At 71.7% G+C, this 22187-nt stretch carries 21 protein-coding genes; 12 read left to right on the forward strand and 9 right to left on the reverse strand.

The genetic code is table 11. From position 1 onward, the window contains the following. The first annotated feature begins 50 nt into the window (after positions 1-50). Both hutH and POL25_RS25185 read left to right on the forward strand, forming a co-directional pair. Positions 51-1604 (forward strand): histidine ammonia-lyase, encoded by a 1554-nt coding sequence (hutH, locus tag POL25_RS25180; RefSeq protein ID WP_272088706.1) that lies wholly within the window; start codon positions 51-53, stop codon positions 1602-1604. Between the two features lie 584 nt (positions 1605-2188). Further along, positions 2189-2980, forward strand: a complete 792-nt coding sequence (locus POL25_RS25185) for a hypothetical protein (protein WP_272088707.1) — start codon at positions 2189-2191, stop codon at positions 2978-2980. Positions 2981-3322: 342 nt separating this feature from the next. Here the strand turns inward: POL25_RS25185 and POL25_RS25190 are convergent, their stop codons facing one another. Beyond that, positions 3323-5008 (reverse strand): sodium-dependent transporter, encoded by a 1686-nt coding sequence (locus POL25_RS25190; RefSeq protein ID WP_272088708.1) that lies wholly within the window; start codon positions 5006-5008, stop codon positions 3323-3325. A gap of 103 nt (positions 5009-5111) precedes the next feature. After that, the gene (locus tag POL25_RS25195; protein ID WP_272088709.1) at positions 5112-6713 is read right to left on the reverse strand and encodes an aldehyde dehydrogenase family protein; all 1602 of its coding nucleotides are present in this window, start codon (positions 6711-6713) and stop codon (positions 5112-5114) included. Between the two features lie 99 nt (positions 6714-6812). Between POL25_RS25195 and POL25_RS25200 the strand changes: the two genes are divergently transcribed. Continuing rightward, positions 6813-7652: an arylamine N-acetyltransferase gene (locus tag POL25_RS25200; RefSeq protein ID WP_272088710.1), complete on the forward strand. Its 840-nt coding sequence runs from the start codon at positions 6813-6815 to the stop codon at positions 7650-7652. Here POL25_RS25200 and POL25_RS25205 read toward each other — a convergent pair. Next, the gene (locus POL25_RS25205; RefSeq protein WP_272088711.1) at positions 7642-8448 is read right to left on the reverse strand and encodes a hypothetical protein; all 807 of its coding nucleotides are present in this window, start codon (positions 8446-8448) and stop codon (positions 7642-7644) included. The two genes, POL25_RS25200 and POL25_RS25205, sit on opposite strands and share 11 nt — an antisense overlap. Before the next feature lie 260 nt (positions 8449-8708). Between POL25_RS25205 and POL25_RS25210 the strand changes: the two genes are divergently transcribed. Continuing rightward, positions 8709-10037 (forward strand): hemolysin family protein, encoded by a 1329-nt coding sequence (locus POL25_RS25210; RefSeq protein ID WP_272088712.1) that lies wholly within the window; start codon positions 8709-8711, stop codon positions 10035-10037. Positions 10038-10101: 64 nt separating this feature from the next. On the opposite strand, the gene POL25_RS25215 is transcribed toward POL25_RS25210, so the two are convergent. Then, positions 10102-10620: an NUDIX hydrolase gene (locus POL25_RS25215; protein ID WP_272088713.1), complete on the reverse strand. Its 519-nt coding sequence runs from the start codon at positions 10618-10620 to the stop codon at positions 10102-10104. Positions 10621-10791: 171 nt separating this feature from the next. Here POL25_RS25215 and POL25_RS25220 point away from each other — a divergent pair, with 171 nt between their 5' ends. Genes POL25_RS25220 through POL25_RS25230 form a run of 3 tightly spaced genes read left to right on the forward strand, consistent with a single transcriptional unit; the run spans position 10792 to position 12525 of the window. Beyond that, on the forward strand, positions 10792-11598 hold the full coding sequence (locus tag POL25_RS25220; protein ID WP_272088714.1) for a hypothetical protein: 807 nt from the start codon (positions 10792-10794) through the stop codon (positions 11596-11598). Then, positions 11595-12140 (forward strand): RNA polymerase sigma factor, encoded by a 546-nt coding sequence (locus tag POL25_RS25225; protein WP_272088715.1) that lies wholly within the window; start codon positions 11595-11597, stop codon positions 12138-12140. Before POL25_RS25220 ends, POL25_RS25225 begins: the two co-directional genes overlap by 4 nt. Further along, positions 12118-12525, forward strand: coding sequence for a hypothetical protein (locus tag POL25_RS25230; RefSeq protein WP_272088716.1), 408 nt, complete (start codon positions 12118-12120; stop codon positions 12523-12525). Before POL25_RS25225 ends, POL25_RS25230 begins: the two co-directional genes overlap by 23 nt. A 43-nt stretch (positions 12526-12568) precedes the next feature. On the opposite strand, the gene POL25_RS25235 is transcribed toward POL25_RS25230, so the two are convergent. Genes POL25_RS25235 through POL25_RS25245 form a run of 3 tightly spaced genes read right to left on the reverse strand, consistent with a single transcriptional unit; the run spans position 12569 to position 14836 of the window. Continuing rightward, positions 12569-13420, reverse strand: a complete 852-nt coding sequence (locus POL25_RS25235) for an HTTM domain-containing protein (protein WP_272088717.1) — start codon at positions 13418-13420, stop codon at positions 12569-12571. Then, positions 13413-13862, reverse strand: coding sequence for a hypothetical protein (locus POL25_RS25240; RefSeq protein WP_272088718.1), 450 nt, complete (start codon positions 13860-13862; stop codon positions 13413-13415). Before POL25_RS25240 ends, POL25_RS25235 begins: the two co-directional genes overlap by 8 nt. Before the next feature lie 38 nt (positions 13863-13900). Then, positions 13901-14836, reverse strand: coding sequence for a YihY/virulence factor BrkB family protein (locus tag POL25_RS25245; protein ID WP_272088719.1), 936 nt, complete (start codon positions 14834-14836; stop codon positions 13901-13903). A 116-nt stretch (positions 14837-14952) separates the two neighbouring features. On the opposite strand from POL25_RS25245, the gene POL25_RS25250 reads away from it, so the two are divergent. Together POL25_RS25250 and POL25_RS25255 are read left to right on the forward strand one after the other, a co-directional pair. Then, positions 14953-15825 (forward strand): 23S rRNA (adenine(2030)-N(6))-methyltransferase RlmJ, encoded by an 873-nt coding sequence (locus POL25_RS25250; protein ID WP_272088720.1) that lies wholly within the window; start codon positions 14953-14955, stop codon positions 15823-15825. 12 nt (positions 15826-15837) lie between these two features. Continuing rightward, entirely contained in the window at positions 15838-16428 is a 591-nt protein-coding gene (locus POL25_RS25255; RefSeq protein ID WP_272088721.1) for a hypothetical protein, read from the forward strand. Positions 16429-16582: 154 nt separating this feature from the next. Here the strand turns inward: POL25_RS25255 and trpA are convergent, their stop codons facing one another. Next, entirely contained in the window at positions 16583-17380 is a 798-nt protein-coding gene (gene trpA / locus POL25_RS25260) for a tryptophan synthase subunit alpha (RefSeq protein WP_272088722.1), read from the reverse strand. Then, the gene (gene trpB / locus POL25_RS25265) at positions 17377-18693 is read right to left on the reverse strand and encodes a tryptophan synthase subunit beta (RefSeq protein WP_272088723.1); all 1317 of its coding nucleotides are present in this window, start codon (positions 18691-18693) and stop codon (positions 17377-17379) included. Before trpB ends, trpA begins: the two co-directional genes overlap by 4 nt. Before the next feature lie 259 nt (positions 18694-18952). Here trpB and POL25_RS25270 point away from each other — a divergent pair, with 259 nt between their 5' ends. From POL25_RS25270 to POL25_RS25280, 3 genes are all read left to right on the forward strand, one after another. Beyond that, positions 18953-20398 carry an ATP-binding protein gene (locus POL25_RS25270; RefSeq protein ID WP_272088724.1) on the forward strand — a complete coding sequence of 482 codons (1446 nt, stop codon included), beginning with the start codon at positions 18953-18955 and terminating at the stop codon, positions 20396-20398. Between the two features lie 664 nt (positions 20399-21062). After that, positions 21063-21935, forward strand: a complete 873-nt coding sequence (locus POL25_RS25275; protein ID WP_272088725.1) for an SPFH domain-containing protein — start codon at positions 21063-21065, stop codon at positions 21933-21935. Further along, positions 21932-22135, forward strand: a complete 204-nt coding sequence (locus POL25_RS25280) for a type II toxin-antitoxin system antitoxin (RefSeq protein ID WP_272088726.1) — start codon at positions 21932-21934, stop codon at positions 22133-22135. Before POL25_RS25275 ends, POL25_RS25280 begins: the two co-directional genes overlap by 4 nt. The last annotated feature ends 52 nt before the right edge of the window (positions 22136-22187 follow it).

The raw sequence follows: 22187 nt of genomic DNA on the forward strand, positions 1-22187 counted from the left end.
CCTGGCGGGCCGACACGCGGTTCGGGGTCGTCGGGAGTAGGCTCCGCGCCATGACCTCCGGGAGCCCTGTTTCGGTCGTGATCGGCCACACGATTGCCCTGCGCGACGTGGACGCTGTCGCCCGCCGCGGCGCCGCCGTCTCGCTCGCCGCCGAGGCGCGGGACGAGCTGCGACAGACGCGGGATCACCTCGAGCGAGCGCTGGCCGCCGGCGCGATCATCTACGGCGTCAACACCGGCTTCGGCGCCCTGTCCGACGCGAAGATCGCCCCCGACGAGCTCGGGATCTTGCAGCAGAACCTGCTGCGCAGCCACGCGGCCGGGGTCGGCCCGGCGTTCTCCGCCGACGTCGTGCGCGCCCTCTTGCTGCTGCGCGCCCACACCCTCGCGCTCGGGGCCAGCGGCGTGTCGCCCGGCGTGCCCGAGTTCCTGCTGCAGATGCTGGCCCGCGATGTCCTCCCGGTCGTCCCGTGCCAGGGCAGCGTCGGCGCCAGCGGTGACCTGGCCCCGCTGGCCCACCTCGCCCTGGTCGCCATCGGCGAGGGGTTCGCCTGGTCCGAAGGACAGATCATCTCCGGCGCCGACGCCCTCGCGCGCGCCGGCCTGACCCCGCTGCGCCTCGGCCCCAAGGAGGGCCTGAGCCTCATCAACGGCACCCAGGTCACCACCGCCGTCGGCGCGCTCGCGCTGTGCGACGCCGCCGAGCTGATCGCCGCCGCCGACATCCTCGGCAGCCTCAGCCTCGACGCGCTGCTCGGCACCGTCACCGCCACCGACCCGCGGATCCACGCCGGCAAGCCACACGTCGGCCAGCGCGAGAGCGCCGCCGTCTCGCGCGCCCTGCTCGTCGACTCCCCGCTCCGCGCCTCGCACAGCGACTGCGGCGAGGTCCAGGACGCCTACGCCCTCCGCTGCATGCCGCAGGTCCACGGGGCCGCGCGCGACGCCCTCGCCTACGTCGCCGGCGCCGTGCAGGTCGAGCTCAACAGCTTCACCGACAACCCGCTGGTGCTGGCCCGCGCGGACGGCGGCTTCGACGTCCTCAGCGGCGGCAACTTCCACGCCGGCACCGTCGCCCTCCCGCTCGATCACATGACCGCCGCGCTCACCACCCTCGCCACCATCAGCGAGCGCCGCACCGATCGCATGCTCAACCCCGCGACCTCGCGCGGCCTCCCGGCCTTCCTGGCCGAAAGGCCAGGTGTCGAGAGCGGCCTGATGATGGCCCACGTCACCGCCTCGGCGCTCGCCAGCGAGTGCAAGTCGCTCAGCTTCCCCGCCTCCGTCGACACCATCCCGACCTCGGCCGGCAAGGAGGACCACGTCAGCATGGGCCCGATCGCCGCCCGCAAGCTGCGCAGCGTGGTCGACAACCTCGCCCGCGTGCTCGCCATCGAGGCCATCGCCGCCGCCCGCGGCCTCGACCTGCGCGGGCACCCGACCAGCGCCCCGCTCCAGCGCGTCCACGCGGCCATCCGCGCCCACGTCCCGCCGTGGACCGGCGACCGCAGCCCGGGCGGCGACACCGAGGCCCTCGCCGCCGCGATCCTGCGCGGCGAGCTGCGCCGCGCCGCCGAGGTCGCCTCCCCGCTCGATCGCGGCTGAGCAGCCGCGCAACGGCGCGCCCGGAGAGCGCATCACCGGGCAGTCATTCATCGTGGCGCTCGCTCTCGTGTCGCCACACGAAAGGACATGTCCAGGCCACCCTGCCCTCATGGACATGTCCTTCTCGGCATGTTCCATTGAACATGTCCGTACAGACATCCTCACTACGGAGCGGGTCCGCGACTCCTTCGGCCCTGCTCTCGACTGTCGGGAGCAGCGAAGTGCCGGCGCAGCAAAGATTCGGCGCAGCGAACAGCCATCGCCGATCGAGCTGCCCCGGCTCGAAGCGACCTCACGGACCTCGCCTGTCCGACTCGTCCGCTCGCGCCCGCCCTCACATGTCCTCAAAGACAGCCGACGAGCGTCGGCGCCCCTCACTCCGGCCGAGCGGCCCGTCGACGCTCCTTCACTCGCCTGAGCCCGCCGTGCGGCCACACGTCCTCGACCGCTCCACTCACTCGGCGTCCCCGCTCCCCATCGTCGTCGGGCCGTCGGCTGTCGCTAGCCCATCATGTTCGCCCCGACGCGAACCGCCGCTCCTCCCCCGCCTTGCGACCCGGTCCGCGGCCGCCTACGCTCCCGGCATGCGCTCGCTTAGCTTCGCCTCCGTCCTCGCCGCGCTGCTCGCCTGCACCCCGACCGAGCCCGGCACCACGGACACCGGCACCGCCTCGGGCACCGCCACGAGCACGACCACCGGCACCACGGCCGGCACCACCGCTCCGACCGGCGACCTCACCACCAGCACCACCGGCGGCACCGCGACCGGCGGCATGACCACCGCGCCGACGACCTCGACCTCCACCACGTCGACGACCTCGACCGCCACCACCGAGCCCGCGACTTCGACGTCGACCACCTCGACCACGAGCCCCGGCACCGCGACCACCGACGACACCGGCGCCGTCGACCCGCAGTGCGCCCCGGCCACCGGTGACTACGGCGACTGCGAAGCCGTGCTCGGCTTCGCCTTCGACGGCACCGAGTGCACCCTGCGCTCCGGCTGCGGCTGCGGCCCCGACTGCGACAAGTTCTTCCCCAGCGCCTCCGCCTGCGCCCTCGCCTGCGCCGCCGCCGACCACTGCAACCCGGACGAGTTCGACGGCGCCGGCCTCGTCAAACCGCCGATCCAGCCGGGCACCCACTGCGACGGCGTCTACGTGTGCCCCGGCGCCGACGCCGAGCTCAAGCAGGCCTACGTGGACATCTTCGGCCTGCTGACCTGCGAGCCGGGCGATTTCCCCTGCAGCGAGAACGGCGAGGTCTGCACCGGCCTGCTCGCGGGCACGCTCGGCCCCGAGGAGTGGGCCAAGCTGTGCGCCGCCAGCCTGCTGCCGAACTCCGGCCCCTTCATCTGCACCGTCTTCGGCCCCTGAGCCCGCGAGGGCGACCTGTCCCTACGAACAGGTAGACGCTCCGCCGGCGACCTGTCCCTACGAACAGGTAGCGGGCTCCGCTCCGACCCGTCCCCACGAACAGGTGCCGGATCCGCCCGACGGCCTGTCCTTGCGAACAGGTAGCGGGCTCCGCTCCGACCTGTCCCCACGAACCAGCTCCGCCCCGCGACCTGTCCCCACGGACAGGCACCATCCGGCGGCGGGTTCCTGCCCCGCCCCCTCACGGCCGGGGCGGCGTGCGCAGCACCTTGGCGACGAGATAGATCGTCATCCCTCCGACCAGCAGCCACGTGCAGCTCAGCATGATCCACGCGCTCGTGCTCACGAGGCACCTCCTTCGGTCTTCGGCGGGTGTTGCGTGCTCGCCTCGATGTTGCGGCCGCGGAACGCTCGCCACACCAGCGCCGCGATCAGCGTGAACACCGTCAGCAGGACCACCCGCGTCAGGTCCTTGACGAACATCGGCGTGATCTTGCCCGCATCGTCGAAGTAGCCGCCCGTCTCGCCGACGTGGAGCAGCTTGCCGAGCACGCTGTCGGCCGCGAACGGCCAGCTGCCGGTGCTCAGCAGCTGCGACATCGCCTCGCCCCACGCCACGCTCGGCTTCACCATCGCGCCGAACAGCACCACCAGGATGAACAGCGGCGTCACGTACTTGATGACGTACTTGTAGATGCCCGGCAGGCGCAGGTCGGCGCCCCGGTTGAGCTCCGCCCAGCCGCGCTCGATGCCGAAGATCCAGCCGAAGATCAGCACCTCGGCCAGCGCGAACACGATCAGCGAGAACGTCCCGGTCCAGAAGTCGAACTCGTCGAAGGTCCCGCCCGGATACAGGATGACCACCATCGAGCCGAGCAGCAGCGTCGCCAGACCGCAGAGGAGCGCCGCCTTCTCGCGGCTGACCTTGAACTCGTCCTGCAGGAACGCCAGCACCGGCTGGCCCATCGCCAGCGACGAAGTGATGCCGGCGAAGAACAGCAGCCCGAACCACATCGCCCCCGCGATCGGCCCGAACCAACCCCATTGGTTGAACAGCGTCGGCAGCGTCAAGAACCCGAGGCCGAAGCCCGAGCCGCCGGCCGTCGCCGCCTGCACCGCCGCCAGCCCCAGGTACGCCGTGGCGATCGGGATCAAGATCGATCCGCCGAGGATGACCTCGACGAACTCGTTGACCGTCCCGGCCGTGGTCGCGTTGAGGGCGATGTCGTCGCGCTCGCGCAGGTAGGCCGCGTAGCAGTGGATCGAGCCCATCCCGACCGACAGCGTGAAGAAGATCTGGCCGGCCGCCGCCAGCCACGTGCTCGGATTGAAAAGGCCCGAGCCCTGCGGCTCCCACACGAAGTTGAGGCCGACCAGCGGGCTCTCGACCACCCCCGGGTCACCTGGCCCGAGCATCAGGCCCTTGATCGCCAGCACCGCGCCGAAGCCGAGCAGCAGCGGCATCCCGATCTTCGCCGCCAGCTCGACCCCGCGGACCAGCCCGCGCGACAGCAGCCACACGTTGAGCGCCAGCGTGGCGAGGAAGAACCCGGCCGCCTCGTACGGGATCGCGGCGATGTCGTCGGACGTCGTGCCGAGGTACTCCGGGAAGAACGTCGTCGGTGGGGTCGCCTCGAACGTCCCGCGCAGCGAGTGCCACACGTACGCCAGCGTCCACGACTCGATGTAACAGTAGTAGGCCGCCACCGTCAGGTTGGTGAACAGCCCGAACACGCCGACGTACTTGAGCCAGCGCGCGCGGCCGAGGCGGGCGAACATCCCCGGCGCGCTGTGGTGGCCGTACTGCCCGCCGTGGCGGCCGATCGCCCACTCGACCCACAAGAGCGGCAGGCCCATCAGCACGAACGAGATCAGGTACGGCACCAGGAACGCGCCGCCGCCGTTCTGCGCCGCCTGGGCCGGAAAGCGGAGGAAGTTGCCGAGGCCGACGGCGTTGCCGGCGACCGCCAGCACCAGCCCCACGCGGGTGCCCCACTGCTCCTTCTTCGCCCCTGGACCTGACGCCATCGCCGCGAAGGTACCCCGGGGAGCCCGGCTTCTTCAACCGCCGGCGCCGGTCCGGCGCGGCCCCGACCTGTCTTCCAGGACAGGCGGCCGGCCCGCGCGCCTGTCACTTCGGCCGCGTCATCTTCTTGCGGAGGCCGAGGAAGCCCTTCACCAGGCTACCCAGGCTGCTGCCTGCGATCCCCTTGAGCAGCTCGAACCCGTGCGAGACCTTGCCCGCGTACGGGAACCACAGTGGTTCCTGATTCAGCCAGCCGCGGTCGACCATGATCCCGCGGGTGTTCATGAACGCCAGGATGCCCTCGTCGCCGTGGTAGCGGCCGATCCCCGACGAGCGCACCCCGCCGAACGGCAGCGCCGGGTGGCCGACCGACTGGATCACGTCGTTGATCGACACTTGCCCGCTCTCGAGGCGCGAGGCCAGGCGCAGCCCCTTGTCGATGTCTCGCGTCCACACGCTGCCGGCCAGCCCGTACTCGCTGGCGTTGGCCAGGCGCACCGCCTCGTCCTCGTCGCGCACGCGGATCACCGGCAGCACCGGCCCGAACGTCTCCTCGCGGAAGATCTCCATCTCCGGCGTCACCCCGGTGAGCAGCGTCGGCGCGAAGAACTGGCCCTCGCGCTGCAACCTCTCGCCCCCGAACACCAGCTTGGCCCCCGCCGCCACCGCCGAGTTCACGTGGCGCTCGACGATCCCCAGCTGCGCGGCCGACGTCAGCGGCCCCATGTCGGCCTGCTCTTCGGGCCCGCCGACGGTCACCTTCGCCACCCTCTCGCGCACCATCTCGACGAAGCGGTCGTGGATCGCGTCGACCACGAAGATGCGCTCGACCGACACACACGCCTGGCCGCAGTTGACGAGCGAGCCCCACACCGCCGCCTCGGCCGCGCGCTCGAGGTTGGCGTCGGCGCACACGATCATCGCGTCCTTGCCCCCCAGCTCGAGCTCGACCGGGATCGGGCGCTGGGCCGCCGCCGCCATCACCTTGCGGCCGGTCGCCACCGACCCGGTGAAGAACAGCATGTCGACCTCGGCCCGCGTCAGCGCCGCCCCCGTCGAGCCGTCGCCGTGAACGATCTCGACCACCCCGGCCGGTAGCCCGATCCGGCTGAAAAGGTCCGCGACCACGCCCGCCACGATCGGGGTGATCTCCGACTGCTTGAGCACCACCGTGTTACCGCCGATCAGCGCCGACAGCACCGGCGCCACCGCCAGCTGGAACGGGAAGTTCCACGGCGAGATGATGCCGACGACCCCCCGCGGGAAGTGCTCGATGAACCCCGCCTTGCCCGGCAGCACGATCGGCGTCGGCACCTTGCGGCGGCGCAGCAGCACCGGCGCCCGGCGCAGCATGTAGTCCAGCAGCAGCGGCACCGCGCCGATCTCGGTCACCGTCGCCTCGAAGGTCGGCTTGCCGGTGTCCTCGCTGATCTTGCGGGCGTAGTGCTCGCCGTGCTCGGCCAGCACTTGCTTGACCCGGCCCAGCAGCTCCACGCGGGTCGCCAGCGGCGTGTCGCGCCAGCCGGGGAAGGCCGCCCGGGCCCGGGCCACCGCCGCGGCCACCTCGGCTTCGTCGGCGACCGGAAAATCGCCCAGCTTGGCGCCGCTGACGGGGCTCAGCTTCTCGATCAGCCGGCGCGGCGAAACGGCCTTGTCGGGCCCGGCAGGGGTGGATGACGCGGGGGCGGGAGTCTTGGAGGCGCTCATGTGCAAAGCCTTCGATCACGGGCGAGGGCCCGCGCGGGGGTGAGTTTAGCAAACGGGCCCCCCGATGCGACCGCGCGCGGGCCCGCGGATACTGCTACCATGCCCAGTGCCGCCATGACGACCAGCCGCCGTGACGACCTGTTCCGCCGCTACCTCGGGATCCTCGGGTGGGTCGGAGACCCTGGGCTCCACGAGCTCGTCAGCAGCCACCTGATCAAGGTCCCGTTCGAGAACGTGTCCAAGCTGCTGCGCCCGGCCGACGCGCCGAAGAACGCGGTGCAGCCGATCGACGAGTTCCTGCGCGGCATCGGCGAGCAAGACCTGGGCGGCACCTGCTACGCCCTCAACGCCCACTTCGCCGAGCTGCTGCAGTTCCTCGACTACGACGTCGAGCTGCTGGCCGCCGACGCCGGCGGCGTCCCGCGGGCCCACGCCGTCTGCCGCGTCACCTTCGAGGATCAGCAGCACCTGGTCGACGTCGGCTACGGCGCCCCGTTCTACCACCCGATCCCGCTCGACTCGCTGCCGCTGCAGATCCCGCACGGCGCCGTCAGCTACGCCCTCGATCGCCACGCCTCGCACCGCGAGGCGGTCGAGGTAGCGATGGTCCACCAGGGCGCCCGGATCCACAACTACGTCGCCAAGCCGCCGGCCATCGGCTCCGACGTGTTCGCCGCCGCGATCGAGCGCTCCAACGCGCCCGACGCCCACTTCATGCGGCGGCTCAAGATCATCCGCTTCTTCGCCAGCCGCGTGCTCGAGATCGACAACAACCGGCTCGTCACCACCCACCACAACATCACCACCGTCACCCCGATCCGCGACATCGACGAGCTCGAGGCGGTCGTGCACGAGGCGCTGCAGCTGCCGCGCATGCCGGTGCGCGAGGCCGTCGAGGCCCTCGCGGCCCGCGGGATCGACGTCTTCGCTACTGCTTGATCCCGCACAGGCCGACGTCCTCGAGCCCCGGCGGGGCCATGCCCGCGTCGTAGAACGGCAGGCACTCCTGCTCCGGCGCCCCCGAGCACATCGCCGGCATCGACTCGGCCAGCGCGAGATCGCAGAACTCGGTGCAGCAGCCCGGCGTCCCGCAGCCCGGCACGTTCGGCCCGGCCGAGCACAACAAGCCCGGGTCGCACACGTTGAGGAACTCGCACGGGTCGCCATAGAAGCCGGCGTCGCCGCTGACGTCGCCGTCGCACACGAACCCGCCCGCCGCGCTCGGGATGCAGATCTGTCCGCTAGGACAGGTCGGCGTCAGCGGGTTGCAGCTCGTCAAGCACAGCGCGAGCAGGCCACCCGTCGACACGTCGCACACCAGCCCGCCCGCGCACGTCGGCGCGGCCGGCGCCCCCTCGCACATCGGCGTGCAGGTCCCGAGGCCGTCGGCGTCGAGCAGCCAGCACAGCAGACCGGCGTCGCAGTCGTCGAGGCCGACGATGCCGCCCTCGGCCTGGCACGGGTCACCCGCCTTGCCCGCGGGATCGGCGATCTCGACGCAGCGCGTGTCGTCGACCACGCCGGTCCCGGTCGAGTCGAACGGCACGCACTTCGCGCCCGCCGGACAATCTTGCATCCACACGTCGCACTCGCCGGCGATCGGCCCGCCGCTGGTGGTCGGCGCCGACGACGAGGTCTGCGTGTCGTCCGTCGTCGCCGCGGTCGTCGTCGTCTCGGGACCTGCGGGAGGACCGCCCCCGGCCTCGCTGTCGGTCCCACCTTGCTCGAACTTCACGCACCCCGCGAGTGTGAGAAGCACGACGAACCGCGACGCTCCGGGCCTGATCACCGCACCAGCCTATCACGCGCGCAGGGCCGCGCAGCGCCTCTGAGGCGGCTTCCGGGGCCTCGTTGTCCGGCTCGCGCGTTCTCCGCTGCGGGCGAGCCCGGCGGCGCTCGTCGCGGACAAAGCTTGCTACACTGTGCGGACCCTATGGGTGACCCCCCCAGTAAGGCCCACGGCCGCTTGGACGGGCCGAGGAGCAGCGAACGTCGATGAGCGACCTCCTGCGACTCGTCTCTCTGTTCTTCCTCGTCCTGATCAACGGCTTCTTCGTCGCGGCCGAGTTCGCGCTCGTCAGCGTGCGACGCACGCGGATCGAGCAGCTCGCCAACGAAGGCAACACGCTCGCGCGCCTCACCCACAAGGTGCTGCAGGACCTCGACCTCTACATCGCCGCCACCCAGCTCGGCATCACGATGGCGAGCCTGCTGATCGGCTTCATTGCCGAGCCCGCGATCGAGCACCTCGTCGCGCCGAGCCTGCTCGAGTGGGGCTACCAGCCCGAGAACGTCAAGACCATCTCGTTCGCGCTCGCCTTCGGCATGTCGACCGCCCTGCACATCGTGTTCGGCGAGCTGGCGCCCAAGTCGCTGGCGCTGCAGCGGGCCGAGCAGGTCTCCCTGGCGATCTCGGTGCCGATGATCGCCTTCACGACGCTGTTCCGCCCGGTCATCTGGGTCCTCAACGTCACCGGCAACGGCGTCGTCCGCATGTTCGGCCTCCGCCCCGTGCCCGGCCATCACTCGGCCCACTCCGAAGAGGAGATCCGCATGATCGTGTCGGCGTCGCGGCAGGAGGGCGTGCTCGAGGAGCAGGAGAAGGAGTTCCTCAACAACGTGTTCGACCTGTCGGACACGCCGGTGCGCGCCATCATGACCCCGCGCGTCGACATGATCGCGCTCGACGAGACCGTCTCGCTGCGCCGCTTCATGTCGCTCAACGAGGAGCACCAGTACTCGCGCGTCCCGATCTACCGCGACACCAACGACAAGGTCATCGGCATCGCCTACGTCGGCGACGTGCTCAAGCACCTCGACCACCTCGACGAGGTCACCGTCGGCAGCGTCGCCCGTCCGGCTGTGTTCGCCCCCGAGAACATGAAGGTCATCGACCTGTTCTCGCTGTTCCAGAAGAAGAAGACCCACATGGCGATCGTCGTCGACGAGTTCGGCGGCACCGCCGGCGTCGTCACCCTCGAGGACGCGCTCGAGGAGGTCGTCGGCGAGATCTACGACGAGAACGACGAGCCCGACGACGAGAAGCAGGTCCGTGACATCGGCGACGGCACCTTCCTTTTCGACGCGATGATCAACGTCTCCGAGGTCGAGAAGACCCTCGCCGTCGACCTCGACGACGAGATCCAGGGCAACTACGAGACGCTCTCGGGCTTCCTGTTCCACAAGTTCGAGTACATCCCGCAGGTCGGCGAGGAGGTCGAAGCCGAGGGCTGGACCTTCCACGTCGCCGAGGCCGACGAGCGCCGCGTCATCAAGATCCGCGCCTTCCGCAAGCAGCCCCCGCCGGCCGAAGCCCCGACCTGAGCCGGCTCCGGTCGGACCGACCTGGCCTTCGTGACATGTCCCGAAGGCCACCCGCTCGCCCGCGCTACCGATCGAGCGCCGCCAGCGCCCGCCGCAGCGCCAGCTCGGCCAGCGCGTGCGCGACCCGCCCCTCGGCCAGCATCGCCTCGACCTCCGCGCGCCCCATCACCACCGGCGCCACGACCTCGTCCGCGTCCGCGTCCGGCGCTCCCACCCGCACCGCGCCGCGGACCAGGAAGAAGTGGCAGCGGTTGTCCTGCAGCACCGGATTGGGGTGCGTCGAGCCCAGCGGCTCGGCCGTGGTCCCCGCGTAACCAGTCTCTTCGCGCAGCTCTCGCAGCGCCGCGCTCGCCGGCGCCTCCCCGGCGTCGACCAGCCCCCCGGCGGGCTCGATCGTCTCCGCCGCGATGCCGAAGCGGTGCTGGCGGACCAGCACGAACTGCCCCGCCGCGTCGACCGCCACCGCCATCACCCAGTCGGGCATTCTCAGCAGCGTCACCGGCGACCCGCGCCCCGCGAGCTCGACCGTCTCGACGCGAAAGAACCCGGCGTCGAACACCTCGCGGCGACGTACCTCGCGCATCGCCCGGTGATACCACGGCCTCCGCCGCGGCCGTCACCTCACGTGCCCGAAAGGACATGCCCGAAGGGACATCCTGCGCCCCGGGCGCAGCCCGTCGCCGCGGTCCGAAAATAATTTCGAAGACTCGCCGGGCCCACGCGTAGAGCCCCATCGACCCTCCCGGAGCCCGACATGCCGCGCCCTCACCCCCTCCTCCTCCTCGCCTTCCCCCTCGCGCTCGCCTGCCAGGCCCCCGCGGCCGCCCCCGCCCCCACGGTCCCGGCAGCTCAGGCGCCTGCCGCCGCGCCCGAAGTCAGCGACGAGCCGCAGCTCCGCACCTACGCCGTCCCGCCCGGGCAAGCGCGCTCGATCGAGAACGCCCTCTCGAGCGCCCTCTCGACCGGCAAGGGCCTGCCGCCGCTCGGCACCGTCGAGCGCTTGCCCGACGGCCGCCTCGTCGTCGTCGCCCCGCCGCAGATCCAGGACGGCATCGCCGACCTGATCGCCGGCCTCGATCCCGCCAACGCCCCGCCCGTGCGCACCGCCGAGCTCGACTACTGGATCGTCATCGGCGAGCCCGCCGTGGCCGCCGAGGGCGTCGACGCCGTCCCTGCCATCGCCCCCGCGCTGCAGGCCATCGTCGGCAGTCAGGGCCCGATGCGCTTCCGCCTCCACGAGGCCATGCACCTGTCCTCGCTCATCGACGACGGCGCCGAGGCCGACGGCGCGCGCATGCGTGCGCGCCAGCTCGTCTCCGAAGTCGGCGGGCGGCTCGTCGCCGACCTCGACATCGCCGTCGCCCAGACCGCCAAAAATCGCGGTCACCTCGTCGTCTGCGCCGACGGCTGCCTGCAGTTCAAGTCGCGCGTCCACGTCGAGCCCGGCCAGCTCCTGGTCGTCGGTCAGGCCAGCTTCGACGCGACCGACGCCAAGGCTCCCTCTGCCCCGCAGACCCTGTTCTACATCATCCGCGGGCAGATCCGGTCCGGAGGCGCGTGACCGATCCGGCGCCACCTCCCGGCCTGACGGCCGGCGACGTCGAGCAGCTGTTCCTGCAGATGGAGCGCCCGCTCTTCAACGTCGTCTACCGCTGGTTGTGGGACCGCGACGAGTCCGCCGAGCTGGTCCAGGAGACCTTCGCCCGGCTCTGGCAGGCTCGCGCTCGCGTGCGACCCGACACCGCCGGCGCCTTCGTCTACCGGATCGCCGTCAACCTCGCGGCCAGCCGCCGCCGCTGGCGAGCGCTGCGGCGCTTCGTCGCCCTCGACGACAGCTCGCCCGACCTCGGCGTCCAGCCCGACCTCGCCATCCTCGGCGCCGAGCGGGCCGCCGCCGTGCGGGCCGCCGTCGACGCCTTGCCCGAGAAGCTGCGGCGCGTGCTCGTCCTCTGCGAGCTGTCCGACCTCACCTACGCCGACGTCGCCGCCGCCCTCGAGATCCCCGTCGGCACTGTCGGCTCGCGCCGCCACGCCGCCGCCGAACAAGTCCGCCGCCACCTCCAGGCCCAGGAGCACCGCCGTGAAGCCACCGTCCGAAGATGACCTGAAGGACATGTTCGTCGTCCTCGACCCGCCGCCCGGCGGCCTCGCGCGCCTGCGAGCCCGCCGCGACGCGCCTGTCCGCGCCCGCTGGCCGTGGCTGCTCGCCGGCGCCGGCCTCGCCACGGCCGCGGCCGTGCTCGCCCTGTCGCTCCGCCCCGTCGAAGTCCCGGCGCCGCTCCCCGCGCCCGTGGCTGCACCGGTCGACCTCATCGCCGGCCGCACCGACCTCCACCCCGCGTGGATCGGCCTCGGCCGCGTCGCCCCGCCCACCGAGCCGCTGCAGCTCGCCCCCGAGCTCGGCGGCGCCCTCGCCTCCCGCCGCGTCGCCCTGCCGCGCCAGGACGTCGTCCTCTACATGCTCGACCCCAAGGGACATGCCCCATGAACCATGTCCGAAACGACATGTCGCATTCGACATGTCCCCATGTTCACGCGCCCCGCTCGCCTGCGTCCCCGCGCCGGCCGAAGAACAGCAGCAGGTGCAGCAGCATCAGCGCGTGGAACAGCAGCGACACCCGCATCGATCCGGCGATCCCCGCGTGCAGCAGCACCAGCCCCGCCGCCGCCGCCGGGCGCGTGCGGGCGAACCACAGCCCGAACCCGATCGCCAGCTCGAGCGCGATCGTCGACCACGCCAGCAACAGCGCCAGCCCGGGCGTCAGCGGCAGCCACGCCGACAGCAGGTGCTGGCCCTGGTGCGCCGAGCGGAACACCAGCACCACCGCCTCGCCGGTCCACCAGGATGTCCCTCCGGCCAGCTTCGACAGCGCCGCGAACACGTACACCGCCGACAGCTGCAGCATCATCAAGCGCGCCGCCCAGCGCGGCCCGCGGGGGCCAGTCGGCGCCGCTGCCACGAACCCCCACTGCAGCGCCGCCAGCTCCGCGTAGGCCCGCGGCGCGCTCGCCTCGAGCCCCACCAGCAGCGCGAACACGGCCGCCGTCGCCACCCGCGCCGCCCGGCCTCCGCGCCCGGCCGCCACCGTCGCCGCCGCCGCCAGCAGCACCACCAGCAGCCCGGTGACAAGCTCCGGCGGCGGCACCCAGCCGCCGAGCACCGCGTCGAGTCGGCCGTCGCGCAGCACCGGCCGGCTGTAAAGCTCCACCCGGTGCGGCCACTGCGTCAGCGCGTACGCACCTGTCCACAAGGCCAGGCCGCGAGCGAACCGCTGCGTCCGCCCCGTCGCCTCCTCGGCGAAGAAGAACCGCAACAGCCGCCCCGGCTCGCGCCGCGGCCGCTCGGGCCCCGCGAACACCGGCAGCTCCGCCGCCTCAGCCACCGTCCACCTTGTACTGCCCGATCGTCGCCGCCCCGGTCGACTCGTCCCGCAGGTCGCGCCAGCGCCGGACCAGCCGCACCTTGTCGATCGGCTGCCCGTCGGCGGCCATGCGCGCCGCCAGCCACGTTGCGAACGTCTGCCGCCCGGCCAGGCGCCCCGGTTCGAACACCGTCGCGCTGTACTCGTACGCCCGCTCGCCCGTCGCCCCGCGCGTGTGCTCGAAGTACTGCTCGAGCGGGATCGGCACCCACGTCCCGTCGGCCGTGCGCCCCTCCGCCGTCAGCGTGCGCTCGACCGGCGACGGATCGCTGAACATCCGCCACGGCAACGGCGCCCCCAGCGGCGGCGGCAGCGGCAGCAGCCCGCGCACCAGCGCGAGCGCCTGCACCGCCAGCCACACCGCGACGACCACGACCGCCAGCCTGTGTGGTTGTTCGGACATGTCCCGAAATTCATGCCCCTACGGGCAGGTCAGGCCGCTCAGCCCTGCTTGACGCCGATGGTCTCGCTCTCGGGCGCCGCCTCGTACCACGGCAGCCCGGCCTCTTCGCTGTGCTGCAGCTCCGAGATGATCTGCGCCCCGAGCAGGATGATGAGCGTGCCGATCTCGAGCGTCAACAGGGCGATGATCACCGTGGCCAGCGAGCCGTAGACCACGTTCACCAGCGAGATCTTGGAGAAGTAGACCATCAGCGCCCGGCGCAGCACGTCCCACAGCAGCGCCGCCGCCACCCCGCCGGTCAGCGCCCGCCGCCACGACACCTCGGTGATCGGCATGACGCGGTAGGCCGCGGTGAACATGAAGATCAGCGTGACGATGCCGCTCAGCTTGAGCACGAACGCCGGACCTGACCCGAGAGCCAGCTGATAGCCGAACAGCATCAACTCGGCATCCGCCAGCCGCTCGAGCAGCGCCACCAGGATCGTCAAGATCAGCAGGCCGCCGGCGATCGCTACGATGAAGATGTAAGGCAACAGCGCCGACATCCAGAAGCTGCGCTTCCGGCGGGCCCGGCTGCGGGCGAAGATCACCGCCAGCGCGCCCTCGAGCATCTTGAACGCCCACGTGCTGAAGAACAGCATCACCCCGAGCCCGATCCCGCCGACCAGGTCGCGGTTGTCGAGCAGGCTGACGACCTCGCCGATGATCACGTCGGCCTGGTTGGGGATCAGGAGGTTGAGCTCGTGGCTGACGATCTCGGTCAGCTGCTCGACGTCCCACACGTGGGTCAGCGCCACCAGCACCACCGCCATCATCGGCACGATCGAGAGCAGCGCGTTGTAGGCGACCCCGCCGGCCAGCAGCAGCGCCTTGTTCTTGCCGAGGTGACGCAGCACCCGCAGCAGAAAATGGCCGAGCCGCCGGGACAGCAGCGAGGCGGCTGCGAGCGCAGCGGAATAGCGGCCTTCAGGCATCGGGCGCGGCTACCATACGCCGTTTTACGCGGTTCGGGCACCGCGCCGGGTCACGCCGTGACCGGGCGGGCGGGCTTTTCTCCGCCCGCGCGGCCTGCTATGCCGCGCCCCGGCGCATGAACTACCGTCATGAATTTCACGCGGGCAACGCCGCGGACGTGTTCAAGCACGTGGTCTTGCTGCAGCTCGTGCGCCGCCTCCAGCACAAACCCGCCCCGCTCTGCTACGTCGACACCCACGCCGGGCGCGGCCGCTACGTGCTGGATCAGGGGGGCGCCGCGCGTTCGCGCGAATTTCAGCGCGGCATCGCCCGGCTGTGGGCCTCGCGCGGCGCGGCGGACCTGCCGCCCGAAATTGCCGATTACCTCGCGCGCGTCGCCGAACTCAACACCAGCGGCGCACTCGCCACCTATCCTGGCTCGCCGCGGCTGGTCCGGTCGATCTTGCGACCTGACGATCGCATGATCCTGTGCGAGCTCCAGCCCGCGGAGGCCGCCGCTTTGCGCGACGAGTTCAGCGTGCGCGGCGACCACCGCCCGCGGCGCGATCCGCAGGTGGCGGTCCACGAGCGCGACGGCTACGAGGCCCTCGCCGCCTTGTTGCCGCCGACCCCGCGCCGCGGCCTCGTCCTCATCGATCCGCCGTACGAGCGCCCCGACGAATTCGCCGCCGCCCTCGCCGCCCTGGAGCTCGCGCGCCGGCGCTGGCCGCAGGCCTGCGCCGCCTTGTGGTACCCGATCAAGGGTCCGCTCGCCGCCACCTTGCTGCACGCCGCCGTGCTGCGCGCCGGCCTGCGCGACGTCCTGAGCGTCGAGCTGCGGACGAGGCCTGACGACCCCGCCGTGCTCAGCGGTTCCGGGCTGATCCTCGCCGGCGCCCCCTGGCAGACCGACACCGTGCTCGGCGCGCTCTTGCCCCGGCTCGCCGCGCTCCTGGCCGAGGACGAGTTCCCCGGCGACGCCCGCGTCGACTGGCTGGTCCCGCCCTGATACGGTGCAGGCATGGACGTCGCCCCCTGTGCGTTCTGCGAACTCCCGCACACAAGTGACAACCTCCGCCGCGACTACGAGCTCGACTTCTGCGAACGCTGCGCCGAAGGCCACGCCGAGGTCGCGCTGCGCGAGCGAGGCCACACCATCGTGTCGCGCGAGTGGCAGACGCGCGAGCGCGTCGGCAGCGACTTCTACACCTTCTATCACTACTCGATCACCGCACGCCCGCGCGTCAGCCTGTCGTTCCGCGCCAGCTTCGCCCGCGAGAGCACCCTCGATCGCATGATCAAGGTGTTCCGCCGCGACCTCACCGTGGGCGACCCGCTGTTCGACGACTTCATCTACATCAGCACGCGCGACCGGGCCCAGGTCACCCTGATGCTCGACAGCACCGGCACCCAGGCGACCTTGATGGACCTCGTCAGCCGCTTCAGCAGCGTGTTCTTCGACGGCGGCGCCTTCGAGGTCCGCGAGCGCGGCACCGAGTCGATCAGCCCCGACCTCCCCGCCATGCTGTCGGTAGCCGCCATGCTCGTCCACCTCGAGCGCGCCGCCGAGGCCGCCGCCGCCCCGCCGACCGCGACGCCCGCTGAGACCTGAGCCTGCCGGCATGTCGCCCGGGACATGTCCTCGGGCCCATGTACGAACGCGCATGTCCGCAAGGACATGCCCGAACGCGCATGTTCTCCAGGACATGCACGAACGAGCATGTCCGCGAGGACATGCTCGTTCCGTCAGGCCCCTCGAGGCAGGCTCAGACCCGCCGGGTCCCGCCGCGCAGCGCCGCCACCAGCTCGCCCAGGGCCGCCGGGCCGCGCTGTCCGGCCTCGACCAGCGCCGAGCCGACCACCACGCCGTCGGCGTGCCGGGCCAGCGCGCGCACGTCCTCGGCCTTGCGCACGCCGAAGCCGACCACGATCGGCAGCGAGCTCGCGCCGCGCAGCGTCGCCAGCCCCGCGTGCAGGCCGGCGTCGCTCGCGTCGAGCGGCGCCCCCGTCACGCCGGTGAGGCTCACCGCGTAGACGAACCCGCTGCTGGCCGCCAGCACGCGCGCGCGGCGGGCCGGCGTGGTCGTCGGCGCGACCAGCCCGATCCATCCGAGCCCGCGGGCGCTCGCCGGTCCGCGCAGCACCTCCGCGTGCTCCGGCGGCATGTCGACCACCAGCAGCGCGTCGACCCCCGCCTCGGCTGTCTCTCGGGCCAGGCGCTCCGGCCCGAAGCTGACCAGCGGGTTCGCGTACGAGAACAGCACGATCGGCAGCTCGAAGCGCTGACGGATCTCCGCCGCCAGCGCCAACGAGCCCGCCATGGACGCCCCGCTGGCCAGCGCGCGGGTCATCGCCGCCTGGATCGTCGGGCCGTCGGCCGCCGGATCGGAGAACGGTACCCCGAGCTCGAGCACGTCGAGCCCGGCCTCGCAGGCGGCGAAGATCCGCTCGCGCGAGCCGGCGCGATCCGGATCGAACCCGGTCAGGTAACCGACCAGGGCCGCGCGGTCCTCCGCGCGCGCCCGGGCGAACGCAGCCGTGACGCGATCCACTCCGGCGCTCATGTCCCCTCCTTGCGCTCGCCGCTCGCCGCGGCCGCTTGATGGGCCGCGCGGGCCGCCTTGCGCCCCTGCTCCGCCTCCTCGATGAGCGACAGCGTCGCCGGATCGAGGTGCGTCATCACCGTGTGCATGTCCTTGTCACCGCGGCCCGAGACGTTGACGAGCACCACCGCCTCCGGCCCGAGCTCGCGGATCACCGCCGGCAGGGCAGCGATCGCGTGGGCGGTCTCGAGCGCCGGGATGATGCCCTCGGTGCGGGCCAGCAGCTCGGTGGCCGCCAGCGCCTCGCGGTCGGAGATCCCCAGGTAGCGCGCGCGCCCGGTCGCGTGCAGGTGCGCGTGCTCGGGGCCGATTCCCGGGTAGTCGAGCCCGGCCGAGATCGAGTGGGCCTCGAGCAGCTGGCCGTCGTCGGTCTGCAGGACCAGGCTGCGCATCCCGTGGAACACGCCGATCCGGCCCTTCGCCATCGTCGCCGCGTGCCGGCCCTGCAGCCCCTCGCCGGTCGCCTCGACCCCGAACAGCTGAACCGCCTTGTCGGGCACGAACGCCGCGAACAGCCCCATCGCGTTCGAGCCGCCGCCGACGCACGCCACCGCCGCGTCGGGCAGGCGGCCGATCCGGTCGAGGATCTGCGCCCGCGCCTCGTCGCCGATCACCCGCTGCAGCTCGCGCACCATCAGCGGGTACGGGTCGGGGCCCATCACGCTGCCGATCACGTAGTGCGTGTCGGCCACGCTGGCGACCCAGTCGCGCAGCGCCGCGTTGATCGCGTCCTTCAAGGTCGCCGACCCGCTCGTCACCGGCCGGACCTCGGCTCCGAGCAGGCGCATCCGCACCACGTTCAGCGCCTGGCGGGACACGTCCTCGGCGCCCATGTACACCGTGCACGGCATCCCGAAGTACGCGCAGGCCGTCGCCGTCGCCACCCCGTGCTGCCCCGCCCCTGTCTCGGCGATGATGCGGGTCTTGCCGAGCCGACGGGCCAGCAGCACCTGGCCGATGCAGTTGTTGATCTTGTGCGCCCCGGTGTGGTTCAGGTCCTCGCGCTTGAGGAAGATCCGCCCGCCGCCGACCGCCGCCGGCAGCCGGCGCGCCTCCGTCAGCGGCGTCGGTCGACCCACGTAGTCGCGGAGGATCGCCCGGTACTCGTCGACGAACGCCGGATCGGTCCAGGCCTGCGGCCACGCGCGGGCCAGCTCCTCGACCGCCGGCATCAGCGTCTCGGCCACATAGCGCCCGCCGAACTCACCGAATTCACCCAGCAGCTCGGGCGGGCCGCGGAGCAGGTTGTCATCCTCGGGGTGTACCGCGGTCATGCGCCGGGGGATGGTAACACCGATCGTGAAGCCCCCTGCGCGGGCGCTATCGCCACCGCCGCGCTGGCCCGCGCACTCACCTGTCCCAAAGTTCAGCTCGTACCCGTGACCACCGCCAGCGGTCCAGGCGCCAGCTCTGCATTCGGGGTCTATCAACCTCGCAAAGAGGCCGATAAACCCCAGGGCGAATCGCGGCTGGACCTCGGGGTCTTGCCGGCGTCGCCTCTTCTACCCGCGTGAATGGGATATCGTAGGACCGATGCGTGAGGCGGCGTCGAGCGACAGGGTCTCCGCCCTGCCCGCACCCGCGGGCCCCGAGCGCGCGACGCCACGCCGGAGCGTCGGCCCGCTGCTGGTGCTCGTGCTCGGCGTCGCCGGGCTCGCGCTGGCCATCAGCCTCGCCATCGGTGGTCAGCCGCCGCTCCACACCGCCAGCGCGTTCGCCGCGGCCACGGCCTTGGTGTGGTGTGCTCGCGCCCTGCAGGTCCGCGACAACCTCATCCACGACCTCACCGCCGAACGCATGGTGCTGCAGGCCTCGCGGCAACAGATCGACTCGGTCAGCCGCGCCAAGAGCGATTTCATCGCCAACATCAGCCACGAGATCCGCACCCCGCTCGGGGGTGTGCTCGGCACCACCGCGTTGCTCGCCGACACGTCGCTGAACGACGAGCAGCGGGCCTATATCGGCGCCATCCGCGGCGCCGCCGAGGGCCTCATGGCGCTGCTCGGCGACATCCTCGACATGTCGAAGATCGAGGCCGGCCACCTCACCTTCGAGCGCTCGCCGTTCGACCTGCGCAAGCTCGCCGAGGAAGTGATCGCCATGTTCGGCTACGTCACCCGCGACAAGGGCCTGGTCCTGAACCTCGCCTACCCCGAGGGCACCCCGCGGGTGTTCTTCGGCGATCCGCTGCGCATTCGTCAGGTCCTGACCAACCTCGTCAGCAACGCCGTGAAGTTCACCGCCTCCGGCGAGGTTCGCATCGAGATCCGGGCCCGCCCGACCGTGCACGACGAGGCCCACGTCGAGCTGCGCGTACACGACACCGGCATCGGCATCACCGCCGAGCAGCTGCCGCGGATCTTCGACAGCTTCGTCCAGGCCGACGCCTCGACCACGCGCCGCTTCGGCGGCACCGGCCTCGGCCTGGCGATCTGCCGCGCGCTGGTCCGCGGCATGGGCGGCAGCCTCGACGTCGAGAGCCAGCCCGGCAGCGGCTCGACCTTCACCGCCGTGGTCCCGCTGACCGTCGCCAGCGAGCACGACCTGTCCGAAAAGCCAGGCAAAACCACGACCGGCGGACGCCGGCTCACGATCGTGCTGGCCGACGACAACCGGATCAACCGCACCGTCGTGCTCGCCCTGCTCGAGCGCGCCGGCCACACCGTCGTCCCGGTCGAGAACGGCCTCGCCGCCGTCGCCGCCGTCGAGGCCCAGGCCCCCGACATCATCTTCATGGACTGCCAGATGCCGGTGATGGACGGCTACGAGGCCACCATCCGCCTGCGCGAGACCGGCTACACCGCCCCGATCATCGCCCTCACCGCCAACGCCCGCGCCGACGACCGCGACCGCTGCATCGCCGCCGGCATGACCGACTACCTCACCAAACCGATCCGCCCCGAGGACCTCCACCTCGCGCTCCAACGCCACGCCCTCGCGCCCCCACGACCCGCGAGCGAGGTCTCCGCGGCGCAGTGAGCCCCGGCGCAGCCCAGCCCAGGCCCGCGCCCTGAGCCCGACACTCGCGGTCGGGGCCATCCAAGCACGAGCGTGCCGCGCCCTCCGGCCCACCTCGTGCCGCACCACCTGTCTCTCGGACCAGAAGGTCCACGCACCAAGAATCTGTCCCTCGGGCCAGGTCCCATCGGAGCGGGTCTCTCGGTTGGATACCGACTGACCTGCCCCGCGAGTCAGAACGTCCCACGCCGACGACCTGGCCCTCGGGACAGCCCCGGGCGTACCGCCCACTGTCCGGCCCGCAACCTATCCCTCTGGCCAGGCTCGCCCGAACTCACCTGTCCCGCGGGCCAGCCTCACCCGCGAGCTCGCCCTCCTCTGTCCCTCTATCCCTCGGGCCAGACTCACCCGCGAGCTCTACCTCACCTGTCCCTCGGGCCAGCCTCGCCCGAAATCACCTGTCCCTCGGGCCAGCCTCGCCCGCGAGCTCGACCTCCCCAGTCCCCTCGGGCCAGCCTCGCCCGTGAGCTCGACCTCCCCGTCTCGCGCACCGGCGCCCGGACGCCTCGCGCCCCTCTCCAGGATCGCCTCACGCGCATTCGCAGACCCAGACCGCTTCGCTGAAACTCGCTTGGCGCGCCGGGCATCATAGTGATATCATCACGACATCAATCCGGAGCCCCGCATGACCTCGATCCAGCAGAAGCGCGCTTTTTCGCTCAATGGTTTCATCGCTCTCTTCGTCTGGCTGGCCCTCGCCGCGTACGGCGCCAGCATGGTCGTCGATATCGCTCAGACCCAGGATGCCGACCGCGTGTGGCAGCCGATCGTCCTCGGCCTGGCCCTCCTGCTCGCGCTCGGCGGCTTCTTCGTCAACCAGCCCAACGAGGCGCGGGTCCTGGTCTTCTTCGGCCGCTACGTCGGCACCGTCGCCAGCGCTGGTTATCACTTCGCCAACCCGTTCGCCGCCAAGCACCCGGTCAGCTTGCGCGTCCACAACTTCAACAGCGAGAAGCTCAAGGTCAACGACGCCCGCGGCAACCCGATCGAGATCGCCGCCGTCATCGTCTGGCGCGTCACTGACAGCGCCAAGGCCTTGCTCGAGGTCGAGAACTACCGCGGCTTCGTCGCCATCCAGAGCGAGACCGCCATCCGCGCCGTCGCCACGCGCTTCCCCTACGACTCGCACGACGGCGAGGTCGCCCTGCGCAGCCACCAGGACGAGCTCAACGCCGGTCTGCAGCAGGAGGTCCAGGCCCGCCTCGACGTCGCCGGCCTCGAGGTCGTCGACTGCCGCCTCTCGCACCTCGCCTACGCCCCCGAGATCGCCCAGGCCATGCTGCGCCGCCAGCAGGCCGAGGCCGTCGTCGCCGCCCGCCGGCAGATCGTCGAGGGCGCCATCAGCATGGTCGAGATGAGCCTCCGCCGCCTCGACGAGCACGGCATCGTCCGCCTCGACGAGGAGCGCAAGGCCTCGATGGTCAACAACCTCCTGGTCGCCCTCGTCGCCGACCGCGAGGCCCAGCCGGTGATCAACACCGGCAGCCTCTACTCGTGAGCCTCCCCATGGTCGAGAAGAAGCGCTTCCTGCTGCGGATCGACCCGGAGCTCCACGCCGCCCTCGAGCGCTGGGCGGCCGACGACCTGCGCAGCATCAACGGCCAGATCGAGTTCGTCCTCAAGGAGGCGCTGCGCGCCGGCGGCCGCTTCAAGGACCGCCCGGCCGACCCCTACCGCGCCAGCGTGGACGACGACTGACGCACCGCCGGACCGCCGCGCGTGGCATGTCCCGAAAGACATGTCACTGCGC

Source organism: Nannocystis bainbridge (assembly GCF_028368995.1).
GTDB classification, from domain to species: domain Bacteria; phylum Myxococcota_A; class Polyangia; order Nannocystales; family Nannocystaceae; genus Nannocystis; species Nannocystis bainbridge.